General features: G+C 37.4%; 20 protein-coding genes. 3 read left to right on the top strand and 17 right to left on the bottom strand.

What is annotated here, in order from left to right; translation table 11 throughout:
* A partial coding sequence (locus Q0Q96_RS03690; protein WP_293871879.1) for an endonuclease/exonuclease/phosphatase family protein occupies positions 1-209 on the bottom strand: 209 nt, incomplete at its 3' end.
* A 178-nt stretch (positions 210-387) separates the two neighbouring features.
* Here Q0Q96_RS03690 and Q0Q96_RS03685 point away from each other — a divergent pair.
* Positions 388-2,205 carry a lysophospholipid acyltransferase family protein gene (locus Q0Q96_RS03685; RefSeq protein ID WP_293871878.1) on the top strand — a complete coding sequence of 606 codons (1,818 nt, stop codon included), beginning with the start codon at positions 388-390 and terminating at the stop codon, positions 2,203-2,205.
* A 28-nt stretch (positions 2,206-2,233) separates the two neighbouring features.
* On the opposite strand, the gene Q0Q96_RS03680 is transcribed toward Q0Q96_RS03685, so the two are convergent.
* The 16 genes from Q0Q96_RS03680 to deoC all read right to left on the bottom strand — a co-directional run bounded on the left by Q0Q96_RS03680 (position 2,234) and on the right by deoC (position 19,822).
* Entirely contained in the window at positions 2,234-2,950 is a 717-nt protein-coding gene (locus Q0Q96_RS03680) for a M48 family metallopeptidase (protein WP_293871877.1), read from the bottom strand.
* 80 nt (positions 2,951-3,030) lie between these two features.
* The gene (locus tag Q0Q96_RS03675) at positions 3,031-3,465 is read right to left on the bottom strand and encodes a DUF4870 domain-containing protein (protein ID WP_293871876.1); all 435 of its coding nucleotides are present in this window, start codon (positions 3,463-3,465) and stop codon (positions 3,031-3,033) included.
* The gene (locus Q0Q96_RS03670; RefSeq protein ID WP_293871875.1) at positions 3,462-3,866 is read right to left on the bottom strand and encodes a DUF2752 domain-containing protein; all 405 of its coding nucleotides are present in this window, start codon (positions 3,864-3,866) and stop codon (positions 3,462-3,464) included. The genes Q0Q96_RS03675 and Q0Q96_RS03670 overlap by 4 nt, the downstream gene beginning before the upstream one ends.
* Before the next feature lie 3 nt (positions 3,867-3,869).
* The gene (locus Q0Q96_RS03665; RefSeq protein WP_293871874.1) at positions 3,870-4,211 is read right to left on the bottom strand and encodes a TM2 domain-containing protein; all 342 of its coding nucleotides are present in this window, start codon (positions 4,209-4,211) and stop codon (positions 3,870-3,872) included.
* Positions 4,212-4,328: 117 nt separating this feature from the next.
* The gene (locus Q0Q96_RS03660) at positions 4,329-5,279 is read right to left on the bottom strand and encodes a 2-hydroxyacid dehydrogenase (protein ID WP_293871873.1); all 951 of its coding nucleotides are present in this window, start codon (positions 5,277-5,279) and stop codon (positions 4,329-4,331) included.
* Positions 5,280-5,403: 124 nt separating this feature from the next.
* Complete coding sequence (locus Q0Q96_RS03655) at positions 5,404-6,639, bottom strand: M20 family metallo-hydrolase (RefSeq protein ID WP_293871872.1); 1,236 nt, start codon at positions 6,637-6,639, stop codon at positions 5,404-5,406.
* A 112-nt stretch (positions 6,640-6,751) separates the two neighbouring features.
* Positions 6,752-8,020, bottom strand: a complete 1,269-nt coding sequence (gene preA / locus Q0Q96_RS03650) for an NAD-dependent dihydropyrimidine dehydrogenase subunit PreA (RefSeq protein ID WP_293871871.1) — start codon at positions 8,018-8,020, stop codon at positions 6,752-6,754.
* A 4-nt stretch (positions 8,021-8,024) separates the two neighbouring features.
* Complete coding sequence (locus tag Q0Q96_RS03645) at positions 8,025-9,410, bottom strand: NAD(P)-dependent oxidoreductase (RefSeq protein ID WP_293871870.1); 1,386 nt, start codon at positions 9,408-9,410, stop codon at positions 8,025-8,027.
* A gap of 122 nt (positions 9,411-9,532) precedes the next feature.
* Positions 9,533-10,399 carry a nitrilase-related carbon-nitrogen hydrolase gene (locus Q0Q96_RS03640; protein ID WP_293871869.1) on the bottom strand — a complete coding sequence of 289 codons (867 nt, stop codon included), beginning with the start codon at positions 10,397-10,399 and terminating at the stop codon, positions 9,533-9,535.
* A 4-nt stretch (positions 10,400-10,403) separates the two neighbouring features.
* Positions 10,404-11,786: a dihydropyrimidinase gene (hydA, locus tag Q0Q96_RS03635; protein WP_293871868.1), complete on the bottom strand. Its 1,383-nt coding sequence runs from the start codon at positions 11,784-11,786 to the stop codon at positions 10,404-10,406.
* 40 nt (positions 11,787-11,826) lie between these two features.
* Positions 11,827-13,266: an NCS1 family nucleobase:cation symporter-1 gene (locus Q0Q96_RS03630; RefSeq protein WP_293871867.1), complete on the bottom strand. Its 1,440-nt coding sequence runs from the start codon at positions 13,264-13,266 to the stop codon at positions 11,827-11,829.
* 106 nt (positions 13,267-13,372) lie between these two features.
* Positions 13,373-14,716, bottom strand: a complete 1,344-nt coding sequence (locus Q0Q96_RS03625) for an aminotransferase class III-fold pyridoxal phosphate-dependent enzyme (RefSeq protein ID WP_293871866.1) — start codon at positions 14,714-14,716, stop codon at positions 13,373-13,375.
* A 29-nt stretch (positions 14,717-14,745) separates the two neighbouring features.
* A complete protein-coding gene (locus Q0Q96_RS03620; RefSeq protein WP_293871865.1) occupies positions 14,746-16,203 on the bottom strand; it encodes a CoA-acylating methylmalonate-semialdehyde dehydrogenase in 1,458 nt (485 codons plus the stop codon).
* A 353-nt stretch (positions 16,204-16,556) separates the two neighbouring features.
* The gene (locus Q0Q96_RS03615) at positions 16,557-17,438 is read right to left on the bottom strand and encodes an aldehyde dehydrogenase family protein (RefSeq protein ID WP_293871864.1); all 882 of its coding nucleotides are present in this window, start codon (positions 17,436-17,438) and stop codon (positions 16,557-16,559) included.
* A 10-nt stretch (positions 17,439-17,448) separates the two neighbouring features.
* Positions 17,449-18,915 (bottom strand): aldehyde dehydrogenase family protein, encoded by a 1,467-nt coding sequence (locus Q0Q96_RS03610; protein ID WP_293871863.1) that lies wholly within the window; start codon positions 18,913-18,915, stop codon positions 17,449-17,451.
* Between the two features lie 4 nt (positions 18,916-18,919).
* A complete protein-coding gene (gene deoC / locus Q0Q96_RS03605; RefSeq protein ID WP_293871861.1) occupies positions 18,920-19,822 on the bottom strand; it encodes a deoxyribose-phosphate aldolase in 903 nt (300 codons plus the stop codon).
* Positions 19,823-20,391: 569 nt separating this feature from the next.
* Here deoC and cas1 point away from each other — a divergent pair.
* Positions 20,392-21,303 (top strand): type II CRISPR-associated endonuclease Cas1, encoded by a 912-nt coding sequence (cas1, locus tag Q0Q96_RS03600; RefSeq protein ID WP_293871859.1) that lies wholly within the window; start codon positions 20,392-20,394, stop codon positions 21,301-21,303.
* The gene (gene cas2, locus Q0Q96_RS03595; protein ID WP_293871856.1) at positions 21,294-21,623 is read left to right on the top strand and encodes a CRISPR-associated endonuclease Cas2; all 330 of its coding nucleotides are present in this window, start codon (positions 21,294-21,296) and stop codon (positions 21,621-21,623) included. Before cas1 ends, cas2 begins: the two co-directional genes overlap by 10 nt.
* Positions 21,624-21,943 lie beyond the last annotated feature (320 nt).

Raw genomic sequence — 21,943 nt, 5'->3', positions numbered from 1 at the left:
GCCACACCGCTATACCCTTTTTTTTGTGCCGAAAAATAATATTGATACGGATAACCCGCCGTTGTAATAGCATCTGTTGGGATTTGATCTTCGGTAGCCTTTATTTCTTGAAGACAAATCACATCGGGATTTGCTTGTTGTAACCAATCTAAAAATCCTTTTGCAATGGCGGCACGAATGCCATTAACGTTGTATGAAATAATTTTCATGAAGTGTTGTTACGATTTTTTTCAAAAGTAGTTAAAAACAAATATAAATTTATACTACGAAACTAACGATTTTTGATTTAGTAATCCAATAAACTTCTGCAATCAAAAATCGTTGTTCTACAATCGACAATTCACTAGAATTACTATCTTTGTTTCTTGTTCAAATAACAAGTTATACATGGGTTTAGTCACTGCCAAAGAAGTTGCCAAAGCGATTAACGTTGATAAATATAGATTTTTCGGAACTTTTTGTGGCTGGTTGCTCATGAAAGCTTTAAAAATTTCTGCGCTCAACAAAATGTACGACCGAAATAAACATTTAAATGAAATCGAGTTTTTAAATGCGATTTTGGACGAGTTGCAGATTAAATTTGAAATTCCCGAAGAAGACTTTAAACGATTGCCCAAAGACGGTGCTTACATCACCATTTCCAACCATCCTTTGGGAGGAATTGATGGTATTCTTTTATTAAAATTAATGCTGGAAAGAGAACCTAATTTCAAAATTATTGCCAATTTCTTATTGCATCGTATTGAGCCTATGAAACGGTATATCATGCCTGTAAATCCTTTTGAAAATCATAAAGACGCTAAATCTAGCGTGATAGGAATTAAGGAAACCTTGCGTCATTTAAGCGACGGAAAACCACTTGGAATGTTTCCTGCTGGCGAAGTTTCTACCTATAAAGATGGACAATTGGTTGTAGATAAAGCTTGGGAAGAAGGCGCCATTAAAGTAATACGAAAAGCACAAGTGCCTGTAATTCCCATTTATTTTCATGCCAAAAACAGTCGCTTTTTTTATCTTCTATCTCAAATAAATCCCACCTTACGAACTGCAAAATTACCTTCGGAATTGCTAACACAAAAAGGCAGAGTAATAAAAGTTCGTATTGGCAAACCTATTTCGGTTAGCGAACAAAATGAACATAAAAGTATTGAGGAGTATTCCGAATTTTTGAGAAAAAAGACCTATATGTTGGCCAATTCTTTCAATGAAGAAAATAAGTTATTAAGTTCACAGAACTTAAATTTAAACCTAAATTTAAAAACTCCAAAAGCCCCAAAAGAAATTGTTTTCCCTGCAAATCATGAAAAAATGCTGGACGAAGTTGAAAAGTTGAGAGCTTCTGATTCTAGATTTTTTCAAAGTAAGAACTACGAAGTGTTCTTCACCGAGGCCAATACTATTCCGAATATCTTGCATGAAATAGGAAGATTGCGAGAAATTACTTTTCGTGAGGTGGGTGAAGGGACAAATGAACCTATTGATTTAGACAAATATGATCAATATTATCATCACATGTTTTTGTGGGATGACAACACAAAATGTGTTGCTGGCGCTTATCGAATGGGATTAGGTTCAGAAATTTTCCCAAAATATGGGATGGACGGTTTTTATCTGAATGACTTATTTAGGTTTGAGTCAGAATTGCACGAAATGATGAAACAATCTATCGAAATGGGGAGAGCTTTTATTGTTAAAGAATACCAGCAAAAACCTATGCCTTTGTTTTTATTGTGGCGCGGAATCATTCACACAACCTTGCGTTATCCTGAACATAAATTCTTGCTTGGAGGTGTGAGTATTAGCAATCAGTTTACCAATTTCTCCAAATCATTAATGATTGAGTTTATGAAATCTAATTACTATGATCCTTACATTGCACAATATATTCATCCCAAAAAAGAATTTAAAGTAAAATTAAAAGATGCCGACAAGGATTTTATTTTTGATGCAGCCGAGGCCGATTTGAATAAATTTGATAAAATTATCGATGAGCTAGAACCCGGGAATTTAAGGCTTCCTGTATTGATAAAAAAATACATCAAACAAAACGCGCGTTTGGTTGCATTTAATGTAGACCCGTTATTCAACAATGCTATTGACGGATTGATGTACATTCGCATTGCGGACATTCCACAAAGTACTATGAAGCCAGTTATGGAGGAGTTTCAGGCAGAGTTGGAACGGAAAGAGAAGAATTATAAATAACAAAGCAACTCTATAAGTTGCTTTGTTATTATTCGGCTTTTACTTGTTCTTGAAAAATTTTCCAGTCAACGTAGGAAATTGTAGATTTACTTTCCAATTTCTTTCCTTTGATAAAATCCAATATATATTTAGCACGTTGTTCCGATTCTGGATGGTCTGAAATCCAATACATATTTTTATTGATGCGCCTATCTTGCTCCATTTGATACATAAAATCTGCCATTGGTATAGGATCAATATTGGCTTTAATCATATATTTCACACTCGCAATATCGGCCTCTTTTTCAAGTGATCGACCATAAGCAGAGTATGAAAGTGTTTTCAGAATTTCTCTTGCTATACGAGCTCCATTTGATCCACCAGCTGCGGCTAATAATACCGAGTAACCAATTTCTTGGGATAGTTTTTTCATCACATGATGGTTTTCTATATGTGCTATTTCATGTCCGAGGACACCTTGTAATGCCTCTTGTTTTTTACAATCTTCTATTAATCCTGTGTAAACTACAAGATTATTATTGGGCAACGCAAAAGCATTGATTTCATCTTTTTTTATAATGTGAATTTTTAAAGAATCTCGGTTAATGTTATTAGCATCGCAGATTGGTTTTAACAATTTATCCAACGATTTTATAATGGTATCATTGGTAATTATCTCTTCGGTATCTTCAATTTGATGCCAAATCATATCGCCAAGTTTATGTTCTACGTTAGCAGTTCGCTCACCTACCTTAAAAAACTTCATAAAATCGAGTTGGGAAAATCCTAACCATATTAGAAAAAAAGTTGATATAATAACTGCTGCTTGAATAATGGTTTTATTAATCATCGTGGTCTGCAAATTAAGTTAGTAAGATTGCCGAAGAAAAAAAATTGAACATGTTTCCCTTTTCGAACTTGAATGGCAGCATAAATAGTAGACAATATCTCTAACAAATTAAATAAAATGACGCTAAAAATATAAGCAAAGTATTTGTTGCTCACTTTTTCATCTGTAAAAATAATAGAAACCGTCCACCAAAAACTGGCACTGTTAATTCCTAACAACGCCATTTGCGAAAATAACGCTTGGGTACAATGCCAACGCACAAAATATGTGCTTTTTCTATTGGCTAAATAAAAGAAAAAAGTTGCCAGCAAATTAATAATTGGCAGCGGTAATCCCGCAATGAGTGCAACCAAAGACATCAAATAACTATTGGATGCTTTTTCGCGCTCGTGTTCGCCTGGTTTATAAGCAAAAGTTGTTTCTTGTATCATAAATGTTTGTATATATTCCAAGTCCAATTAAATAGAACTAGTATAATTAAAAAAACTGCTAGCCATCTAGTTCTGATTAAAAGTTCAGTTTTAATGTAAAAATTAAAAAAAGTATCCATTTTTAACACAACGTCTACAAGTATCCAAATAGGCATTAGAATCATCATTATTAATACAATAATCCCAAACGGATTCATTAATAAAGATGCTGTAATTTTCCCTTCCAAAAGTAACGCTATAGCTCTAGTGGTTCCACAAGAAGGACACGGATAGCATGTAACATTTTTGAATAGGCAAACCCGAACGGTTTCATTGGGTAAACTTTGATTGTTGTATAAAAAATAAATAAATCCTGTAAAACAAGTTATAAGCAATAAATAATATAACTTATTTCTAGTCATTTATTAATACAATGCGTTTTGAAATACTTCCAAATTTTTTTCACGAGTAGCAGCCATAATTAGGAACCAATCTATTATTGTCCATATTCCTAGACCACCACATGTAAGTAATTTTGCTATTCCTAAACCTGTATCGCCTATATAAAAACGATCTATTCCTAAATGCCCGCCACCAACTATAGAAATAATCAACGCTGTTGTTGGGTCTTTAAATTGCATAGTTTGTGCGAGTCCCCATCTTGAATCTTCCAAAGTCAGTAATTTTTCTCTAATGGCATTAAGATGATGACCTTCAAAATACTTTGCGTTCATCATCATAAACATGTCAATTTTTTGTGATTCCATAAAATTTGTAATTGTTTTGGTTATGTTAATTTGTTTCGTCTAAAATATAAAAAAATATTATAAAGCACTATCTATGGGTTCCCAAAGTTCAGTTTTATTTTTCTTAAATGGCGATTGCTAATATAATTTCTTGATTTTATCCACAATAACCTGCGCTAGTTTTTGATGACTTTCATATGTCCAGCCCGCTATATGTGGAGTTAGCAAAACATTTTCAGATTGGAGTAAATACTCAAAAGCTTTGGGTTTTTCGGCATCAATAAATAGATTTTCAAACGATAATTTTTCGTATTCCAAAACGTCTAATCCTGCACCGAGAATTTTCCCTGATTTTAATGCTGAAACTAAATCATCTGTCACTACGTTTTTTCCGCGTGAGGTATTGATAAACCAAAATGGTTTAGCAAAAGCATTGATGAAACTGGTGTTTATCATCTTATCTGTTTCGATCGTCCAAGGAATATGCAGACTCAATACATCGGCTTTAGCCTGTAATTCGGACAATGAAACTTGCTTTGCATTTTCATCGTCAACATTTGGCAAGATATCGTAGCACAAAACCTCAACATCAAATCCACGCAATTTTTTGGAAAATGATTTCCCCATATTTCCATAACCAATCAATCCGACGGTTTTACCTTCCAATTCATAACCGCGATTTCCTTCGCGTATCCATTTGCCTTCACGAACCAATTTATCAGCGCGATTAAGTTTGTTCATTAAAGATAAAAGCATTCCTAATGCATGTTCGCCAACCGCATTCCGGTTGCCTTCAGGAGCAGCGATGAGATGGATGTTTTTTGAAATAGTGTAGTCGCAATCAATACTTTCCAAACCAGCACCAACGCGAGCGATGAATTTTAAATTAGTAGCTTTATCTATAAATTCCTTGTCAATTTTGAATCGGCTACGGATGACAATGCCTTGATAGTTGTGAATTCTATTTTCAATTTCTGATTTGGAGGAAGTAAAATCGACTTCGTTTTGGAAACCTGCTTTTTCTAATTGTTCCCACAACAAAGGATGATTGCTGTCAAGGTGAAGTATTTTGACGTCTTTATTGGACATAGTTTTGGGTTGGAAAAGTAAAGATACTATTTATTGAAAGACACTGAAACAAGTTCAGTGTGAAAAATGTCATCTCGTTGAAAAACGAGATGGCTAGCTGAATGGCTTGTAATTTTAGTTGGTATTATTTTTTCAAAACTTCTATTACTGTACCTAATAAAACATTCGCACCAAGCGCCAAATCCTCATATGATGAATACTCTAAAGGATTGTGACTGATGCCGTCTTTGCAACGCACGAATATCATTCCGTAATCACATACATAAGAAAGTGCTAATGCGTCGTGAAATGGTCCGCTCATTAATTCGATTTCATCTAACTGCAGTTTTTTACATTCAGAATGAATGATTTCCTTAATCCAATCAGCACAGTAACGCGGATCGCTTTTGGTATCTTCTGAAATCGAATATGTCAAATTATGTTTTTTTGTAATCAATTCTATTTTGTCACGTAGTTGTTTTTCATAGCGGTTTCTTCTGTCTAGATCAATATCGCGTAAGTCGACAGTCATCGTAACTTCTTCGGCAATTATATTTCGCGAAGCTGGGAAAACATTCAAAGTTCCAACGGTTCCCACAGTTGGATTTCCCGGAACTTGTGTTGCAATTTCGTTTAATGCAACAATGATTTCGGCAGCACCAACCATAGCATCTTTTCGAATTGGCATCGGAACCGAACCTGCGTGACCAGCCATTCCTTTGAGTTTGACTGTCCACCACAATGGTCCAGAAATTCCCGAAACAACCCCGATTGGTTTATGCGCCATATCTAAAACTGGACCTTGTTCGATATGTAATTCCAAGAAGCAAAAAATGCTTCCCAGTATGTATTCCGATTCTTTGAACTTTGTGATATCGCAACCGAAATCTTTTAATGCTTGTTCGCGTGTAATTCCGTCTTGGTCTTTTCTTTGGAGTTCGCCTTCTTCTAGTTTACCTAAAATTCCGCGTGAACCGAATAAACCTTTGTTAAAACGCCAGCCTTCTTCATCGGCAAACGAAATAACTTCGATTGGCCTTTCTGGGACAACTCGGTTTTCGTGTAATGTTCGGACTACTTCAATCGCGCACAAAACCCCGGCAACCCCATCGAATCTTCCGCCATAGGGTTGTGAATCGAGATGCGATCCCATCATTAAAACGGATAAGTCTGGGTTTTTGCCTTCGAGTCTTCCTATAAGGTTTCCGAAATTATCGATGCGAGTTAACATTCCGGCTGCTTTCATCCAAGAGGAGGCGATTTCAAAACCTTGTTTTTCCAATGCAGTATGCGCTGGTCGACAGGTTCCGGTTTCCCCTATTTTTCCGATTTCGGACATGGCTTCAAAGTAAGATTGAAGCCTTGATGCGTTTATTTTCATTTAATTTCCTTTTAAAATTGAACGTTTGCGTGAGGGATTGCAGTGGAAATCCTTTTTTGTTTTCAAAAAAGATTGCAACGGAAAGCCCGACCCGAAGGGGCACGCCCAAAAATTAATGATCGTTCAACGGACGCCCTTCTCTTTGCCAGTCTTTCCAGTTTACATATTCTGGAGCGACTCTATGTTCTTCCATAGTGATGCAGGCATCGACCGGGCAAACCAATTTGCACAAATTACAGCCCACACATTCTTCTTCTTTTACAGTGTAATTGTTATACGGATTTCCTCTTTCGACATTAATTGATTGGTGCGAAGTGTCTTCGCAAGCAATGTAACAAAGTCCGCAGTGGATGCATTTGTCTTGGTCGATTTTGGCGATATGGTGATAGTTGATGTCTAAATCCTCCCAATGGGTGATTTTTTCTACCGATTTTCCAATGAAGTCAGTGGTTTTTTCGAATCCTTTTTCGTCCATCCAGTTGCTTAATCCTTCGCACATATCTTCAACTATTCGGAAACCGTGATTCATGGCTGCAGTACAAACTTGTACTGATGTTGCGCCTAGAAGCATAAACTCAACCGCATCTTTCCAGGTGCTAACGCCACCAATTCCTGAAACTGGAACTCTCGAAGCGACTGGATCTTGCGCTACCGTTGTTAGCATTTTTAAGGCAATTGGTTTTATAGCCGGACCGCAATAGCCCCCGAATACGCTTTTACCTGCAACGTATGGATTCGGAACCAAAGTATCCAAATCGATTCCGGTTACACTTTGAATGGTGTTGATTAAACTCAATGCACTTGTTCCGCCTCGTACCGCCGCCTGCGCTGTTGGCACTACCGAATGTACGTTAGGTGTAAGCTTCGTAATTACGGGAATTGTTGCTTTTTCCATTACCCATTCGACTACCATTTTGGCAATTTCTGGGTCTTGGCCAACGGCTGCTCCCATGCCTCTTTCGGTCATTCCGTGAGGACATCCGAAGTTTAATTCAAATCCCATTGCTCCGGCATCTTCTGCTTTCATGATTAAATCATGCCACGATTTTCGGTCGTTGTCCGCCATAAGCGAAACAATCATTGCTCTGTCCGGAAACATTTTTACGACTTCGTATATTTCTTTTAAATTTATTTCCAAAGGTCGGTCGCTGATTAATTCGATGTTATTGAAACCCATCATACGTTTTCCCCCATAATTCACAGAAGAATAACGAGAGGAAACGTTTTTGACTTGCGAACCCAATGTTTTCCATACGACGCCTCCCCAACCTGCTTCAAAAGCACGAACCACATTGATTAATTTATCTGTTGGTGGCGCGCTGGCTAACCAAAATGGATTGGGAGATTTTATACCTAAAAAATCTGTTGATATATCTGCCATATTTCTAATTATTAAAGGTTGGTTTTAATTCGGATTCGATGATGTAATCTGGTCCAATCATATATTTCAATATTGCTGCTGCTCCGTCTTTACCAGCCTGAACAGCATCTACGACTTCGCGTCCGCCGTTTACGCAATCGCCACCAGCAAAAACTCCGGCAATTTTAGCCGCTGATTTTCCGCTTACAGCAACCTTTCCATTATTGTTTTCGATATTATTATCGTTGACCAAAGATGTAAAAGGCATCTGCCCGGCGGCTTTGATCACCATATCCACATCAAGCGTAAATGTTTCGCCAGAAACTACTGGGCTTCTTCTTCCGCTGGAATCTGGTTCGCCGAGTTTCATTACATCGCAAACTAATTGGGAAACTTTCCCATTGTTGCCGATGATTTCTTTTGGAGAGGCCAACCAAATGATTTTACAACCATCTAATTTGGCAATGTCTAATTCTTTTTGAGTACATGGCATTTCGGCTTGTGTTCTTCGGTATACTAAAGTCACATCAGATGCACCTAATCTTTTTGCTTGAGTCGCCGCATCGATAGCAGTCATTCCCATTCCGATTACGGCTACTTTATCGCCAACAGCAATTTTAGAATAATCGTTATCGCGCAATTCATAAATGAATTTAATTGCGTCTTCCACACCCTCTAAATGTTCTCCCAGAATATCCAACTGACGTGCCAATCCCACACCGAATGCCATGTAAACCGCATCGTAGTTTTTTTGAAGTTGTTCTAACGTAATATCTTTCCCAAATTCTTGATTATATTTGATATCAATCCCGCCAATAGATGTGATATAATTTACCTCATCTTCGCAGAATTCAGGCGTTACTTTATAGGCTGCGATTCCGTAAGTCATCAATCCGCCGCCTTTAGCTTCTTTTTCGTAAATCGTTACATCGATACCTTCACGACTCAAGGTGTGTGCGCAACTTAATCCTGCCGGACCGGCACCAATAATGGCAACCCGTTTCCCTTTAGACGGTTTTCTGTCGAATAACTGCCATTTATTTGCCATCGCTTTTTCGGTAGAATAGCGTTGCAAACGAGCTATATTAATTGGTTCTTCGTGCATCAAATTATAAACGCAAGCACCTTCACATAATTTTTCTACCGGACACACTTTACTACATCCCGCACCCATAATGTTGGAAGCAAAGATGGTATGTGCCGAACCTTTAAGGTTTTCTGTGGCTATTTGTTTGATGAATTTTGGAACGTTTATGGATGTTGGACACGACTTCATACAAGGCGGATCGTAACAAAACAGACAACGATTCGCATCTGTTAACGCCGCGTCTGAAGTTTCAAAAGGTGGATGAATATCGGCAAAGTTTTCCTGATATTCGGCTGTGGTTAGGCGGTTATTTTTAATACTCATATTTCTATATATGTTAAATTTTGAATGATGAATTTTGAATGGCGAATAGCGAATGGTTAATAGTGTCTGTTAAATATCTTTTCATTCTGCATTTAGCATTTAACATTCAACATAATTATTTTTTAAGGTGCAGTAATCTCACCATAGGTTTCAGGTCTTCTGTCTCTGTAGAATTGCCATTTGCCTCGAATTTGCTCGATTAGGTCTAAATCAAATTCGGCTACCAAAAGTTCATCTTTATCTTCAGAAGCGCAGGCAAAAATTTCGCCTAATGGATTCACGAAATAGGAGGTGCCGTAAAAGCGTCCGAGATTCCATGGTTTTTCAATTCCGACACGATTGATGCAACCCATGAAATAGCCATTGGCAACGGCATGTGCAGGTTGTTCAAGCTTCCATAAATTTTGGGATTGCCCTACTGTTGTTGCTGAAGGATTGTAAACTATTTCAGCGCCATTTAATCCCAAACATCTTGCTCCATCAGGGAAGTGTCTGTCGTAGCAGATGTAAACGCCAACTTTAGCGTATTTTGTCTGAAAAACAGGATACCCTAAATTGCCAGGTTTAAAGAAGAATTTCTCCCAAAAACCACCCGTTTGCGGAATATGATTTTTTCGGTATTTGCCTAAATAGGTTCCGTCAGCATCGATGACAGCAGCAGTATTGTATAAAACGCCCGCTTGGTCTTTTTCGTAAACCGGAACGACAATAACCATGTCGTATTTTTTGGCATAATTAGCCATTCGTTCTGTGGTTGGACCAGGAACACTTTCTGCAGAAGCATACCAGGCACTATCTTGTCCCGGACAGAAATACGGTGTGTTGAAGATTTCCTGGAAACACAAAATCTGAACGCCTTGTTTACCCGCTTCCTCAATGTATGGAATGTGTTTTTGCAACATTGCTTCCATAATTTCTAGAATTGTACCTTCGCCTTCGGTTTTGGCTAAACTCAATTGAATTAGGCCTGATTTTACTATTCTTGCCATAGGATTATATTTTTCCTTGTACTTTATTTCGTTTTACAAATTGGCCGTAACCTTTTTGTACTTTACATTCGTTGTTGTCGATTACTACTTGCCCGCGAAGCAAAACGGTTTTCACTTTTCCTTTTACTTCCCATCCTTCGTAGCCGCTATAATCAACATTCATGTGGTGTGTTTTTGCTGAAAGTGTATGTTTTTCATTGGCATCAAACAAGACAATATCGGCATCGCTACCAACGGCGATTGTTCCTTTTTTTGGAAACATTCCAAAGATTTTGGCTGCATTGGTTGAAGCTACTTCTACAAATTTATTCAGAGTGATTCTGCCTTTGTTTACACCTTCGCTGAAAAGCAGTTCCATTCTGTTTTCAATCGCTGGATGTCCATTTGGGATTTTAGAGAAATCATCTTTACCCATCAGTTTTTGTTCCCACATAAACGGACAATGGTCGGTTGCAACCACTTGTACCAATCCCTGATTTAATCCTGCCCATAATGTTTCCTGATCTTTCTTTTCACGAAGTGGTGGTGACATCACCCATTTGGCACCTTCGAAGTTTTGTTCATACAAACTCGCATCCAAAATCAAATACTGAATACAAGTTTCAACAAATAGATTTTGATTTCGTCTCGTTGCATTACGAACCGCATTCAATGCGCCTTCACAAGTTAAATGAACGATATAACCGGGACAGCCAGTGTAATTTATCATATCGACAAAACGTTCGCTGGCTTCAGCTTCGGTAACTTCTGGTTGTGATAAATAATGATAAAGTGGCGATAATTTCCCTTCTTCTCTATGTTTTTGGATTAAGTAATCAATCATATCTCCGTTAGTAGCGTGCACATTGATTAAACCGCCATGTTTTTTGACTTCTTCCTGAAGACCAATCATCTGGCGGTCGTCTATCATTAGTGCTCCTTTGTATGCCATAAATGTTTTGAACGAAGTGATACCTTCCTCTTCTATAAAATGCTGAATTTCTTTTTTGGTTTCGTTATTGAAATCGGTCACTGCCATGTGAAAACTGTAATCGCCAACGGCATTGTTATCGCTTCTACTTTTCCAATCCTGTAAAGCTGACTTCAGGCTTTTTCCTTGGGTTTGAAGGATAAAATCGATGACTGTAGTTGTGCCTCCAAATAAAGCGGCACGAGTTCCGGTTTCGTAATTATCGCTGCTGTAGGTTCCCATGAATGGCATGTCGAGATGCACGTGAGGATCAATTCCGCCAGGCATAACTAATTTTCCTGAAGCATCGATTGTGGTATCGGTAGTAACATTTAAGTTTTTACCGATAGCTGAAATCGTTTCGCCTTCTATATAAATATCCGCTACATAATCATCTGTAGCGGTTATAATTCTTCCGTTTTTAATTAAAATACTCATTTGATGTTATTTTAAATTTTGAATTCTATATTTTAAATGATTATCCTTTTTTTTTCATTAATAACCAATAGATAAATCCACTAAAGGCAAAGCCAACAAACCATGCATAACTGTATAATCCTATTATCCAGCTTGGAAACAAGTCTGAAGGAAATACTTTTATAGTGGTAAAAAATCCCGGAACGTTTGGTACAATTCCGATTAATAAAGCAATTATGGCTTTAAAATTAAATCCTTTTGAAAAAGAATAAATTCCTTTTGTATTGTATAAATCGTCAACCACTAACGTTTGTTTTCGGATCAAATAATAATCGACAATCATGATTCCGCCCACAGGTCCAAGCAAGCTTGAATAGCCAACTAACCAAGTGAAAATATAGCCTGTTGGGTCCGCGATTAATTTCCATGGAAATATTAATATTCCAATAATCCCTGTGATGTAACCGCCTTTTCTGAAGTTTATTTTGGATGGAGATAAATTGGCAAAATCATTCGCTGGACTTACAATGTTAGCCGCAATATTTGTTGCTAATGTTGAAATGGCAACGGCAATCATGGCGATGCTTACCAATAATTTACTATCAAACTTTCCAGCTAATACTACCGGATCCCAAATCGTGGTTCCGAATACAATTGCCGTTGCCGATGTCACCACAACGCCAACAAAAGCGAACAACGTCATCGAAGTTGGCAAACCATAAATCTGTCCTTTGATTTGCGCTTTTTGAGATGTTGCATATCTTGTAAAATCGGGAATATTTAAGGATAATGTTGCCCAAAAACCTACCATTCCGGTTAAAGCCGGAAAGAAGAAATGGAAAAAATCGGTAGTGTTTGTAAATTTTGATGGGGTGTTTAATATGGGTCCTAAACCATGAGCCGCACTTATTGCCCAGAACAATAATGCCAAAGCCGCAACGGGAAGAAAGAACGCTTTGAAAACCAATAATTTTCGGATACTTTCCACTCCCAAATACACTACATACATATTCAACAACCAAAACAGAATGAAGCAAATTGCGGGTCCGGTTTGTAATCCGAAGGAATTAGGGAAAATTTGTGGTAAAGTTTCTATTGATGGAATCCACAGACGTGTCATTTGAAAGATTGCAAATCCGCCAATCCAGGTTTGAATCCCGAACCAACCGCAAGCTACAATTGCCCGAAGCATCGCTGGAATATTAGCTCCAGCTGTTCCAAAACTTGCTCTAGCGAACACCGGAAATGGAATTCCGTATTTGGCTCCGGCGTGACCGTTTAAAATCATTGGAATTAAAACCACCGTGTTTCCTAAAAATATCGTTATTATCGCCTGCCACCAATTCATTCCGCCTTCAATCAGCGAACTCGACAGCATATATGTTGGAATACACAAGCTCATACTAATCCAAAGTGCCGCGTAATTCCAGGTCGTCCAAGTTCGGTTTTCAGCCGAAATTGGCGCCAAGTCTTCGCTATACAAAGAGGAATCTGTATTCATTGGTTTGATTTTTTGTAAAACAGATTGATTTTTTTAAACATTAAGGTATTAAGAATGTTAAGCATAATTTGTTATGATAAAGCTTAATTTCATAATGGTCATCTTTTTAAATTACAGCTGCGTCCGCAATTTTCAATGCTTCGCTTATTATAGCTAACCCTTCATCTATTTGGTCTTTCGTAATACACAATGGCGGCGCGATAAAAACATATCCCCATCGAACAAAAGTGTACATGCCGAGTTCTTTGATTTTGGTCGCTACTTTATTCATTACAATCATTTCGTCGGGTTTGGCATTAAATGGTGCCATTGGCTCTTTAGACGTTCGGTTTTTGACTAATTCTAAACATCCTAGCAAACCTGTATTTCGCCAATCGCCGATAGAAGGATGGATTTTTTTTAAGTCTTCGATTCTGCTATTGAGATACGTTTCAATAGTTCGTGTGTTTTCTATTAATTTTTCGTCTTCATAGATTTTTAAAGTTTCTAAAGCCGCGGCACACGCCACCGGATGAGCAGAATACGTTAAGCCCAAAGCCAAAACAACGTCGTCATATTTTGCAGCAATTCGATCAGAAACCATCAAACAACCAAAGGGCAAATAGCCACAAGTGAGTCCTTTAGCCATACAAATCAAATCGGGAATTATACCGTGATTTTCAAATCCGAACCATTTCCCAGTTCGTCCAAAACCACTCATCACTTCGTCAATAATTAACAGCATTCCATGTTGGTTGCACAATTCACGTACGGCTTTCAAATAACCAACTGGATATTTCAAACACCCTGATGAACCGCTTTCGCCTTCCAACATAATGGCGGCTATGTTTCCTGAACCTTCAAAAGCTATCATTCGTTCTAAACTAGCGATACTTTCTTTCAGTAAATTTTCTTGTCCATATTCCCAACGATAAGCGATAGGAATATCAATATGAATGAAATTTGGTGCTTGTTGGTTATCAACGGGTAATTTTCGCGGATCGCCACTAGCAGACATGGCTCCTATTGATGCTCCGTGATAAGATTGATATCGAGTTAAGATTTTATGCCTTCCTGTGTACAATCGTGCTAATTTTATAGCATTATCAACCGACGTTGCGCCACACAAAGTGAAGAACGCTTTGTTCAAATCGCCTGGACAGATTTCGGCTAATTTTTTTCCCAAATCACCACGAACTTTAGTCACACAACTTGGTGTCACATACGACACTTGTTGCATTTGTTTAACAACAGCATCCGTAATTCTTTGATTTCCGTGACCGATGTTTACGTTCATCAATCCGCTACTAAAATCGATTATTCGGTTGCCATCGTAGTCATATAAATAAACGCCTTTGGCATGTTCAATGGCCAATGGTGCTATGCCCTTTTGTTTGCTCCAAGAAAACATTGTGAAATCCGAATTGTCTTGAAGTATTTGTTGCGATTGTGATATTGTATCTGTATTCATCTTTAACTATTTATTAGATTATCAATAATTTAGCTCATCCAGTTTACGCCTGCCTCGGCATTCCATTTTATGGTGCTTTTTTTCAATTTTGTCCAAAACTCTATGGAGCTTTTTCCGGTGATATCGCCAACGCCGAATTTACTTTCGTTCCAACCTCCAAAGCTGAAAGGTTCTCTTGGAACCGGGACTCCGACGTTTACACCAATCATTCCGGCGCTGGCTTTGTCGATTATGTAACGTGCCATTCCACCGTTTTGGGTGAAAACGCTGGCGGCATTTCCGTAGGGATTGGCATTTTCAATCGCCAACGCTTCGTCTACCGTTTTGGTGCGGATAATTGAGATTACTGGTCCGAAGATTTCTTCACGAGCCACACTCATTTCAGGAGTTACAAAATCGATTACGGTTGGTCCAACATAAGTTCCTTTTTCTTTTCCGGCAACTTTGGTGTTTCTACCGTCGACTAAAATTTTTGCACCGTCTTTTTCGGCCTGACTGATATAACTTTCGATTCTTTCTTGGGATTCTTTATTGATGACTGCTCCAAGATTTTGTCCTGGAATTATTTTTCGGGCTTCATCGCAAATTTTAGCAACAATAGCATCAACATTCCCAACGCCAATCATAGCCGAAGCTGCCATACAACGCTGACCCGCACAACCCGACATGGACGCTGCTACATTTTGCGCGGTCATTTCCGGAATTGCATCCGGTAACACCATTAAGTGATTTTTCGCGCCACCAAGAGATAAACATCTTTTGTAATTGGATGTCGCACGTTGGTATACAATCTTTGCTACTTTGGTAGAACCGACGAATGAAACGGCTTCAATTTTTGGATGGTCGCAGATAGCGTTAACGATATCAACATCGCCATGAACTATGTTAAAAACGCCATCAGGAAGCCCAGCTTCTTTTAAAAGTTCGGCTAATCTTCCGCAGCTCAAAGGCACTTTTTCGGAAGGTTTTATAATCATGCAATTCCCTAACGCAATTGCATTTGGAATCGTCCAGTTTGGAACCATAGATGGAAAGTTGAAAGGTACGATTGAAGCAACAACTCCTAGCGGAACATGTTCCGTTCTACATTCTACGCCTTTGCTTACTTCTAATAATTCTCCTGTAATTAATTGTGGTAATGAAATAGCAAACTCAGTCAGTTCGATACATTTTTCTATTTCAGCTGCTGATTCGCCGTATGTTTTTCCGTTTTCTTCGCTGCAAAGTTCAGCTAGTTCTTTTAGGTTTTTTTCCAATAAGGTTTTGTATCTGAAAAAGACCTGAACTCTTTCCTTAATTGGTGTTTTACTCCAAGTGGGAAATGCAGCTTGAGCAGCTTTTACTGCATCGTCTAAATCTTTTGCATTAGACATTGGAACGGTTGATAAATAGTTCCCGTCTAAAGGTGAAATCACATCCATTGTTTTTGTGGTAGAAGCATCGACAAATTTGCCTCCGATGTAATTCTGAATTGGTGAATATTTCATTAAAATTTGTATTGTTATTGGTTAAATTAAAAATTTTAGGACAGCTAATTTGATTAATTAATTGGTATAAAAAAAATAATTATTCAATTATTTTGTTAAAATAGTCGGTTTGTTTTCATTTTTAATAATTTTCAGTAACGTAAATTCAAAATTAGCTTGTTAAATTGCTGAAAAGTCTTTATTTTGAATTATAATTGAACACAAAAAGGCACAAAAAATCATTAAGGTATTAAGTTTCATTAAGATTTATTTTCTTAATTTTCTTAATACCTTAATGGTTTAATTATAAGTATGATGGTTATAAATTATTTTATTAAAATTACCAAAACAGTAGCAGAATCTTAAATTTTATTCTAGTAACCGGCTCCAGCACCAGCTATTACTTCAATGGGGTGCCAAGTTGTTTTGGTTTCCTGGAAATCATAAATCAAATACGGAGATTCATGTTTGTCATTAAAATAATCTCCGTCTTCGCGAAGCACAACACGTTTTAAATTTTCGATAGCTAAATCTTGGATTTTGGCAATGATTTCTGAATCTTTTCCACAGTATAAAATCGCATTCACGTCTTTATGAGCGGCAAACTGCGTTAGTAATTCGGTTTGATTTCCCGTAAGGATATTAACCACTCCGCCAGGAACATCTGAAGTTACCAATACTTCTCCAAAAGTAACCGCGCACAAGGCTAATTGTTTAGAAGCCAATACTACACAAGTGTTTCCGCCAGAAATGATTGATGCGATTTGAGTAACCAAACCTAACAAACCACTTTGTTGTGGTGCAAATACGGACACAACTCCGGTTGGTTCCGAAACTGAAAAATTAAAGTAACTTCCCGAAACCGGATTTACAGTACTGAATAATTGGGTGTATTTATCGCACCAACCCGCATAATAAATTAGGCGATCGATGCTCAAATCTACTTCTTGTTGTGCATTTGCTTTGGTACTTCCCTGCAATTCCAATTCTTGCACAAACTGCGCTTTTCTACCTTCGAGAACTTCAGCAATTCTATACAAAATCTGATTGCGGTTATAAGCTGTTTTGTTCGCCCAGCTTCCTTGAGCATTTCGGGCGGCGACAACTGCATTCCTAAAATCCTTTACAGAAGACAGGCACATGTTGGCCACTGTTTTTTTGTTAACGATAAGTGGATAATAACGTCCCGATTCGGTTCTTGGAAAGCTTCCACCGATATATATTTTATAGGTTTTCAAAACTTCTAATCTTGACATGATGTTGGTTTTATTCAAATTTTAAATAAGGTTCTAATCCGTGTAAACCACCTTCTCTACCGAAGCCGCTTTCTTTATATCCTCCAAAAGGAGAAGCCGGATCGAATTTATTAAAGGTATTCGCCCAAACCACTCCGGCGCGTAGCTGTGATGTCATGTTGAAGATTTTTGAGCCTTTGTCTGTCCACACTCCCGCTGATAAACCATACGGTGTATTATTTGCTTTTTCAATAACTTCATCAACCGTTCTGAATGTTTGAATCGCTAAAACTGGTCCGAAGATTTCTTCTTGTGCAATCCTGTTGGATTGGCTCACTTTCGTGAAAATTGTTGGTCGACACCAGAAACCTTTCGATGGTAAATCGCAGGCTGGTTGATATATTTCGGCACCTTCCTGTATTCCGATTTCAATATATTTGGCGATTGTGTCCAATTGTTTTTTGGAGTTGATAGCACCGATATCAGTATTTTTATCCAATGGGTCTCCGACGTATAAGGAGTTCATTCTGTCTTTCAATTTCTGAACGACAACATCAAATACTGATTCCTGAACATACAAACGTGAACCGGCACAGCAAACATGTCCTTGATTAAAGAAGATTCCGTTTACGATTCCTTCTACTGCCTGGTCTAACGCTGCATCTTCAAAAATGATGTTGGCTGCTTTTCCACCCAATTCCATTGTTGATTTTTTCGGAGTTCCCGCAATGGCTTTCATGATAATTTTACCCACAGCTGTTGAACCCGTAAAAGCTATTTTATCAACATCGGGATGATTTACGATGTGTGAACCTGTAGCTCCTGCTCCCGAAACAATATTCACAACTCCGGGAGGCAAACCTGCTTCCTGAATCACTTCTGCCAATAAATACAGAGTCAAAGGCGTCGTTTCTGAAGATTTAATAACAACTGTATTTCCTGCAGCTAAAGCCGGAGCAATTTTCCATGCCGCCATTAATAACGGGAAATTCCATGGAATAATTTGTCCTGCAACGCCAAGCGATTTTGGTTTTCTGTTTGGGAAAGCATATCCCAGTTTATCTGCCCATCCGGCATAGTAAAAGAAATGTGCAGCTGCCAAAGGAACATCCACATCACGTGATTCGCGAATGGCTTTTCCGCCGTTTAAAGTTTCAACTACTGCAAATTCTCTAGCGCGTTCTTGAATGATTCTGGCAATTCGGTAAATATATTTTCCGCGTTCTTTTCCGGATAATTTTGACCAAGTTGTATCGTATGCTTTTCGGGCAGCTTTTACTGCTGAATCTATATCAGCTTCATTTGCTTCCGCGACTTTTGCCAAAACTTTTTCCGTTGCCGGATTGATAGTGTCAAAATACTTTCCTGATTTTGGCGCGACAAATTTACCATTGATAAACAAATCGTAGGTTTCCTTTAACTTAAAATGGGTAGTGCTTTCTGGTGCCGGAGCCAATTTCCAGTCGGAACTAAAATCTATTATATGTGTTTTTTTCATTAGGTTAAACTTTAGAAAAATAATCATTCGATTGGTAAATACCTGTTTTTTGTTTTACGATTTGCAACAAAACATCATTGGCTAAACTACTGGCTCCAAAACGGAAATACTCATTGGTTAACCATTTTCCGCCCAGGGTTTCTTTTACCATTAATAAATAATGTAGGGCTAATTTAGAATTTGAAATTCCGCCTGCGGGTTTCATTCCAATCATTATTCCTGTTTTATAATAATAATCGCGGATGGCTTCGAGCATTACTAAAGTTACTGGTAAGGTTGCTGCTGGTTTTATTTTGCCCGTAGAGGTTTTGATAAAATCCGCTCCGGCGTGCATCGCGATATCACTTGCTTGACGTACTTTATCAAGTGTTCCGATTTCGCCTGTTTCCAAAATTACTTTTAATCTCACATTTTTTCCACACGCTTCTTTTATCATGGCTATTTCATCAAAAACAAAATTGTATTCACCGCTGTGGAATTTGCCACGGCTGATTACCATATCCACTTCGTCAGCACCGCCGTCAACGGCCATTTTTGTATCGAGTAATTTGATTTCGGAACTCGCTTGTCCGCTTGGAAAAGCCGTCGCAACTGCCGCAACTTTTACTCCAGTTCCTTTGAGTTCGTTTACTGCTAATTTTACGAAATTTGCGTATACGCAAACTGCAGCTGTTGTTGGTAATCCCGGAATATCATCATGTAAATGATGCGCCTTGAAGCAAAGTTGTTTTACTTTTTCATCAGTGTCAGCGCCTTCTAATGTAGTCAAATCAATCATATTCAAAGCCATAAGCAGGCCCTGCATTTTTGATTCTTTTTTTATGCTTCGAGCAGTAATTCTGGCAATCCTATCTTCAATCCCAACTTGATCTATGCGTGGGGAATTTAAATAATCAGTGTTTTTCATTTATTTTTTCAGTTAAAAAATGCTTGTGTTCAATACTGCTTCAAGCTAAATCTTGATTACCTGAAGCCCAGTGGGCTTCCTCCTTTTAATTTCAAATATTTACTAATTTTAATTAAAGTCGGTGTTGATTGTTGGTTTCAAACCTACATCGACAGACAAATATATAAATTAGTTTAAAGTTTAAGGGGTTAAAGGTTTAAAAGTTTAGTGGGCAGTCACAGTTTACAGTCACAGTATGCAGTAACTTTTATCTGTTCGAGCTTGTCATGCTGTCTCGTCTGAAGGACGAGAGAAGCATCTCTTTCATGCCTCTTCAACTCATTTACTCCTAATAAGTTATTTTAAAAGGAAGAGTGAATGTAAATTACTGTTTTAGCTATTGAATTTAGCTTATCCTCTTTTAATAAATTTCTAGTCCAACTGATTTCTAACCTTTAATACTTGAAAATGAAACTTGATATGAAACTGGAAGACATCTTTATTTAAAATTACAATTTATAGAAATAAAACACTTACTTTTATTAAACTAATACCACCTGAAAAACATTCATAATCAAATAAATACGCTTATGATTAAAAGAACACTATTAGTAGAAAACAAAACGACTATTACCACAAAGAATCTACAACTCGTTTTAAAGTCGGAAATCAGAGAAAGTACAGTACCTATTGAAGATATTGGTTTTCTAGTCATTGACAATTCAGAAACATTTCTGAGTATTCCGGCAATGAATTTATTGATTGAGAACAATACTTCAGTTATTATTTGCGGAAACAATCATCTACCCAATGGAATGTTTCTTAACCTTAAAAGCCATCATATTCAACAGGAAATTTTTAAAAATCAAATTGATGCTAGTGTTCCTTTAAAAAAACAGTTGTGGCAACAAACTATTGTTGAGAAAATAACCAACCAAGGGATACTGTTAGAAATGATTACCGGTGATAAAAACTCCCTTCCGTTTTTGGCCTCTAAAGTATTAAGTGGCGATAGTAGTAATATGGAAGGAGTGGCAGCCAGCCAGTATTGGAAATCATTTTTTGACTCGAACGATAGTGAACAGGCGAAGCAAATTAAGTTTAAGAGAGAACGCTTTGGGGATTATCCCAATAACTTCCTGAATTATGGTTATGCAATTCTCAGAGCTGCTACTGCTAGAGCATTATCAGGTAGTGGTTTACTGAATACACTAGGCATTCATCATAAAAGCAAGTACAATGCTTTTGCCTTGGCAGATGATATAATGGAGCCTTTTCGTCCTATCGTTGATGAGAAAGTATATGAGATTATGCAAAATTTTGAAGAGCAGGAATTAAATACTGCCATTAAAGCCGAACTTTTACAAATACTTACCCGAACGGTTTACTTTAAAGAAGAGAAAAGTCCATTAATGGTAGCGTTACAAAAAACAGCTAGTTCATTACAACAATGCTATACAGGTGACTGGAAAAAAATAAAATATCCAAAGTTATGGAGCTAAACGCGTACAGAATTATGTGGCTATTTGTATTTTTTGATTTACCAACCGACACTAAAAAAGACAAGAAAAATGCGTCTGGATTTAGAAACAACTTATTGAAAGATGGATTTGCTATGATGCAGTATTCTGTCTATGTCCGTCATTGTGCTAGTGGCGAAAGTGCCGATGTACACGAAAAGAGAATTCACAAACTATTACCACCATTAGGTAAAGTAAGTGTGCTGCGAATAACCGATAAACAATTTGGAAATATTCTTAATTTTTGGGGCAAAGCCGAAGTGCCAAAAGCGCCACAACCTACACAATTAGAATTGTTTTGAAATAAAAAAATGCTTCAATATTGGCTTATCAACCCAAAAAAGAAGCATTTTTTTAAACGATATTTTACTTTATTTACTTGATTATTAGAAGATAACAAGCCAACTAATATCGTGTTTTCTAATCTTTAATCAAACCACAACATTATGATGTAAATGGAGGTAATAAATTAAAATATCGTGTTTTCTAATCTTTAATCAAACCACAACCTATGTAGGTGTTATACGATTTTATACCTAAATATCGTGTTTTCTAATCTTTAATCAAACCACAACTTTTTATTGCGGAATAATTATCAATGATTAAATATCGTGTTTTCTAA

Source organism: Flavobacterium sp. (assembly GCF_025352015.1).
In the GTDB taxonomy this organism is placed as follows: Bacteria; Bacteroidota; Bacteroidia; order Flavobacteriales; family Flavobacteriaceae; genus Flavobacterium.
This window is presented reverse-complemented; position numbering and strand designations above follow the sequence as displayed.

Coding starts and splice junctions, on each gene's coding strand:
- hydA (WP_293871868.1), bottom strand. CDS start 11,786: ATGAGTATTTTAATTAAAAACGGAAGAATTATAACCGCTACAGATGAT.
- Q0Q96_RS03640 (WP_293871869.1), bottom strand. CDS start 10,399: ATGGCAAGAATAGTAAAATCAGGCCTAATTCAATTGAGTTTAGCCAAA.
- preA (WP_293871871.1), bottom strand. CDS start 8,020: ATGGCAGATATATCAACAGATTTTTTAGGTATAAAATCTCCCAATCCA.
- Q0Q96_RS03620 (WP_293871865.1), bottom strand. CDS start 16,203: ATGAAATATTCACCAATTCAGAATTACATCGGAGGCAAATTTGTCGAT.
- Q0Q96_RS03645 (WP_293871870.1), bottom strand. CDS start 9,410: ATGAGTATTAAAAATAACCGCCTAACCACAGCCGAATATCAGGAAAAC.
- Q0Q96_RS03665 (WP_293871874.1), bottom strand. CDS start 4,211: ATGGAATCACAAAAAATTGACATGTTTATGATGATGAACGCAAAGTAT.
- cas2 (WP_293871856.1), top strand. CDS start 21,294: ATGGAGCTAAACGCGTACAGAATTATGTGGCTATTTGTATTTTTTGAT.
- cas1 (WP_293871859.1), top strand. CDS start 20,392: ATGATTAAAAGAACACTATTAGTAGAAAACAAAACGACTATTACCACA.
- Q0Q96_RS03670 (WP_293871875.1), bottom strand. CDS start 3,866: ATGACTAGAAATAAGTTATATTATTTATTGCTTATAACTTGTTTTACA.
- Q0Q96_RS03615 (WP_293871864.1), bottom strand. CDS start 17,438: ATGTCAAGATTAGAAGTTTTGAAAACCTATAAAATATATATCGGTGGA.
- Q0Q96_RS03675 (WP_293871876.1), bottom strand. CDS start 3,465: ATGATACAAGAAACAACTTTTGCTTATAAACCAGGCGAACACGAGCGC.
- Q0Q96_RS03685 (WP_293871878.1), top strand. CDS start 388: ATGGGTTTAGTCACTGCCAAAGAAGTTGCCAAAGCGATTAACGTTGAT.
- Q0Q96_RS03630 (WP_293871867.1), bottom strand. CDS start 13,266: ATGAATACAGATTCCTCTTTGTATAGCGAAGACTTGGCGCCAATTTCG.
- Q0Q96_RS03625 (WP_293871866.1), bottom strand. CDS start 14,716: ATGAATACAGATACAATATCACAATCGCAACAAATACTTCAAGACAAT.
- Q0Q96_RS03660 (WP_293871873.1), bottom strand. CDS start 5,279: ATGTCCAATAAAGACGTCAAAATACTTCACCTTGACAGCAATCATCCT.
- Q0Q96_RS03655 (WP_293871872.1), bottom strand. CDS start 6,639: ATGAAAATAAACGCATCAAGGCTTCAATCTTACTTTGAAGCCATGTCC.
- Q0Q96_RS03680 (WP_293871877.1), bottom strand. CDS start 2,950: ATGAAGTTTTTTAAGGTAGGTGAGCGAACTGCTAACGTAGAACATAAA.
- deoC (WP_293871861.1), bottom strand. CDS start 19,822: ATGAAAAACACTGATTATTTAAATTCCCCACGCATAGATCAAGTTGGG.
- Q0Q96_RS03610 (WP_293871863.1), bottom strand. CDS start 18,915: ATGAAAAAAACACATATAATAGATTTTAGTTCCGACTGGAAATTGGCT.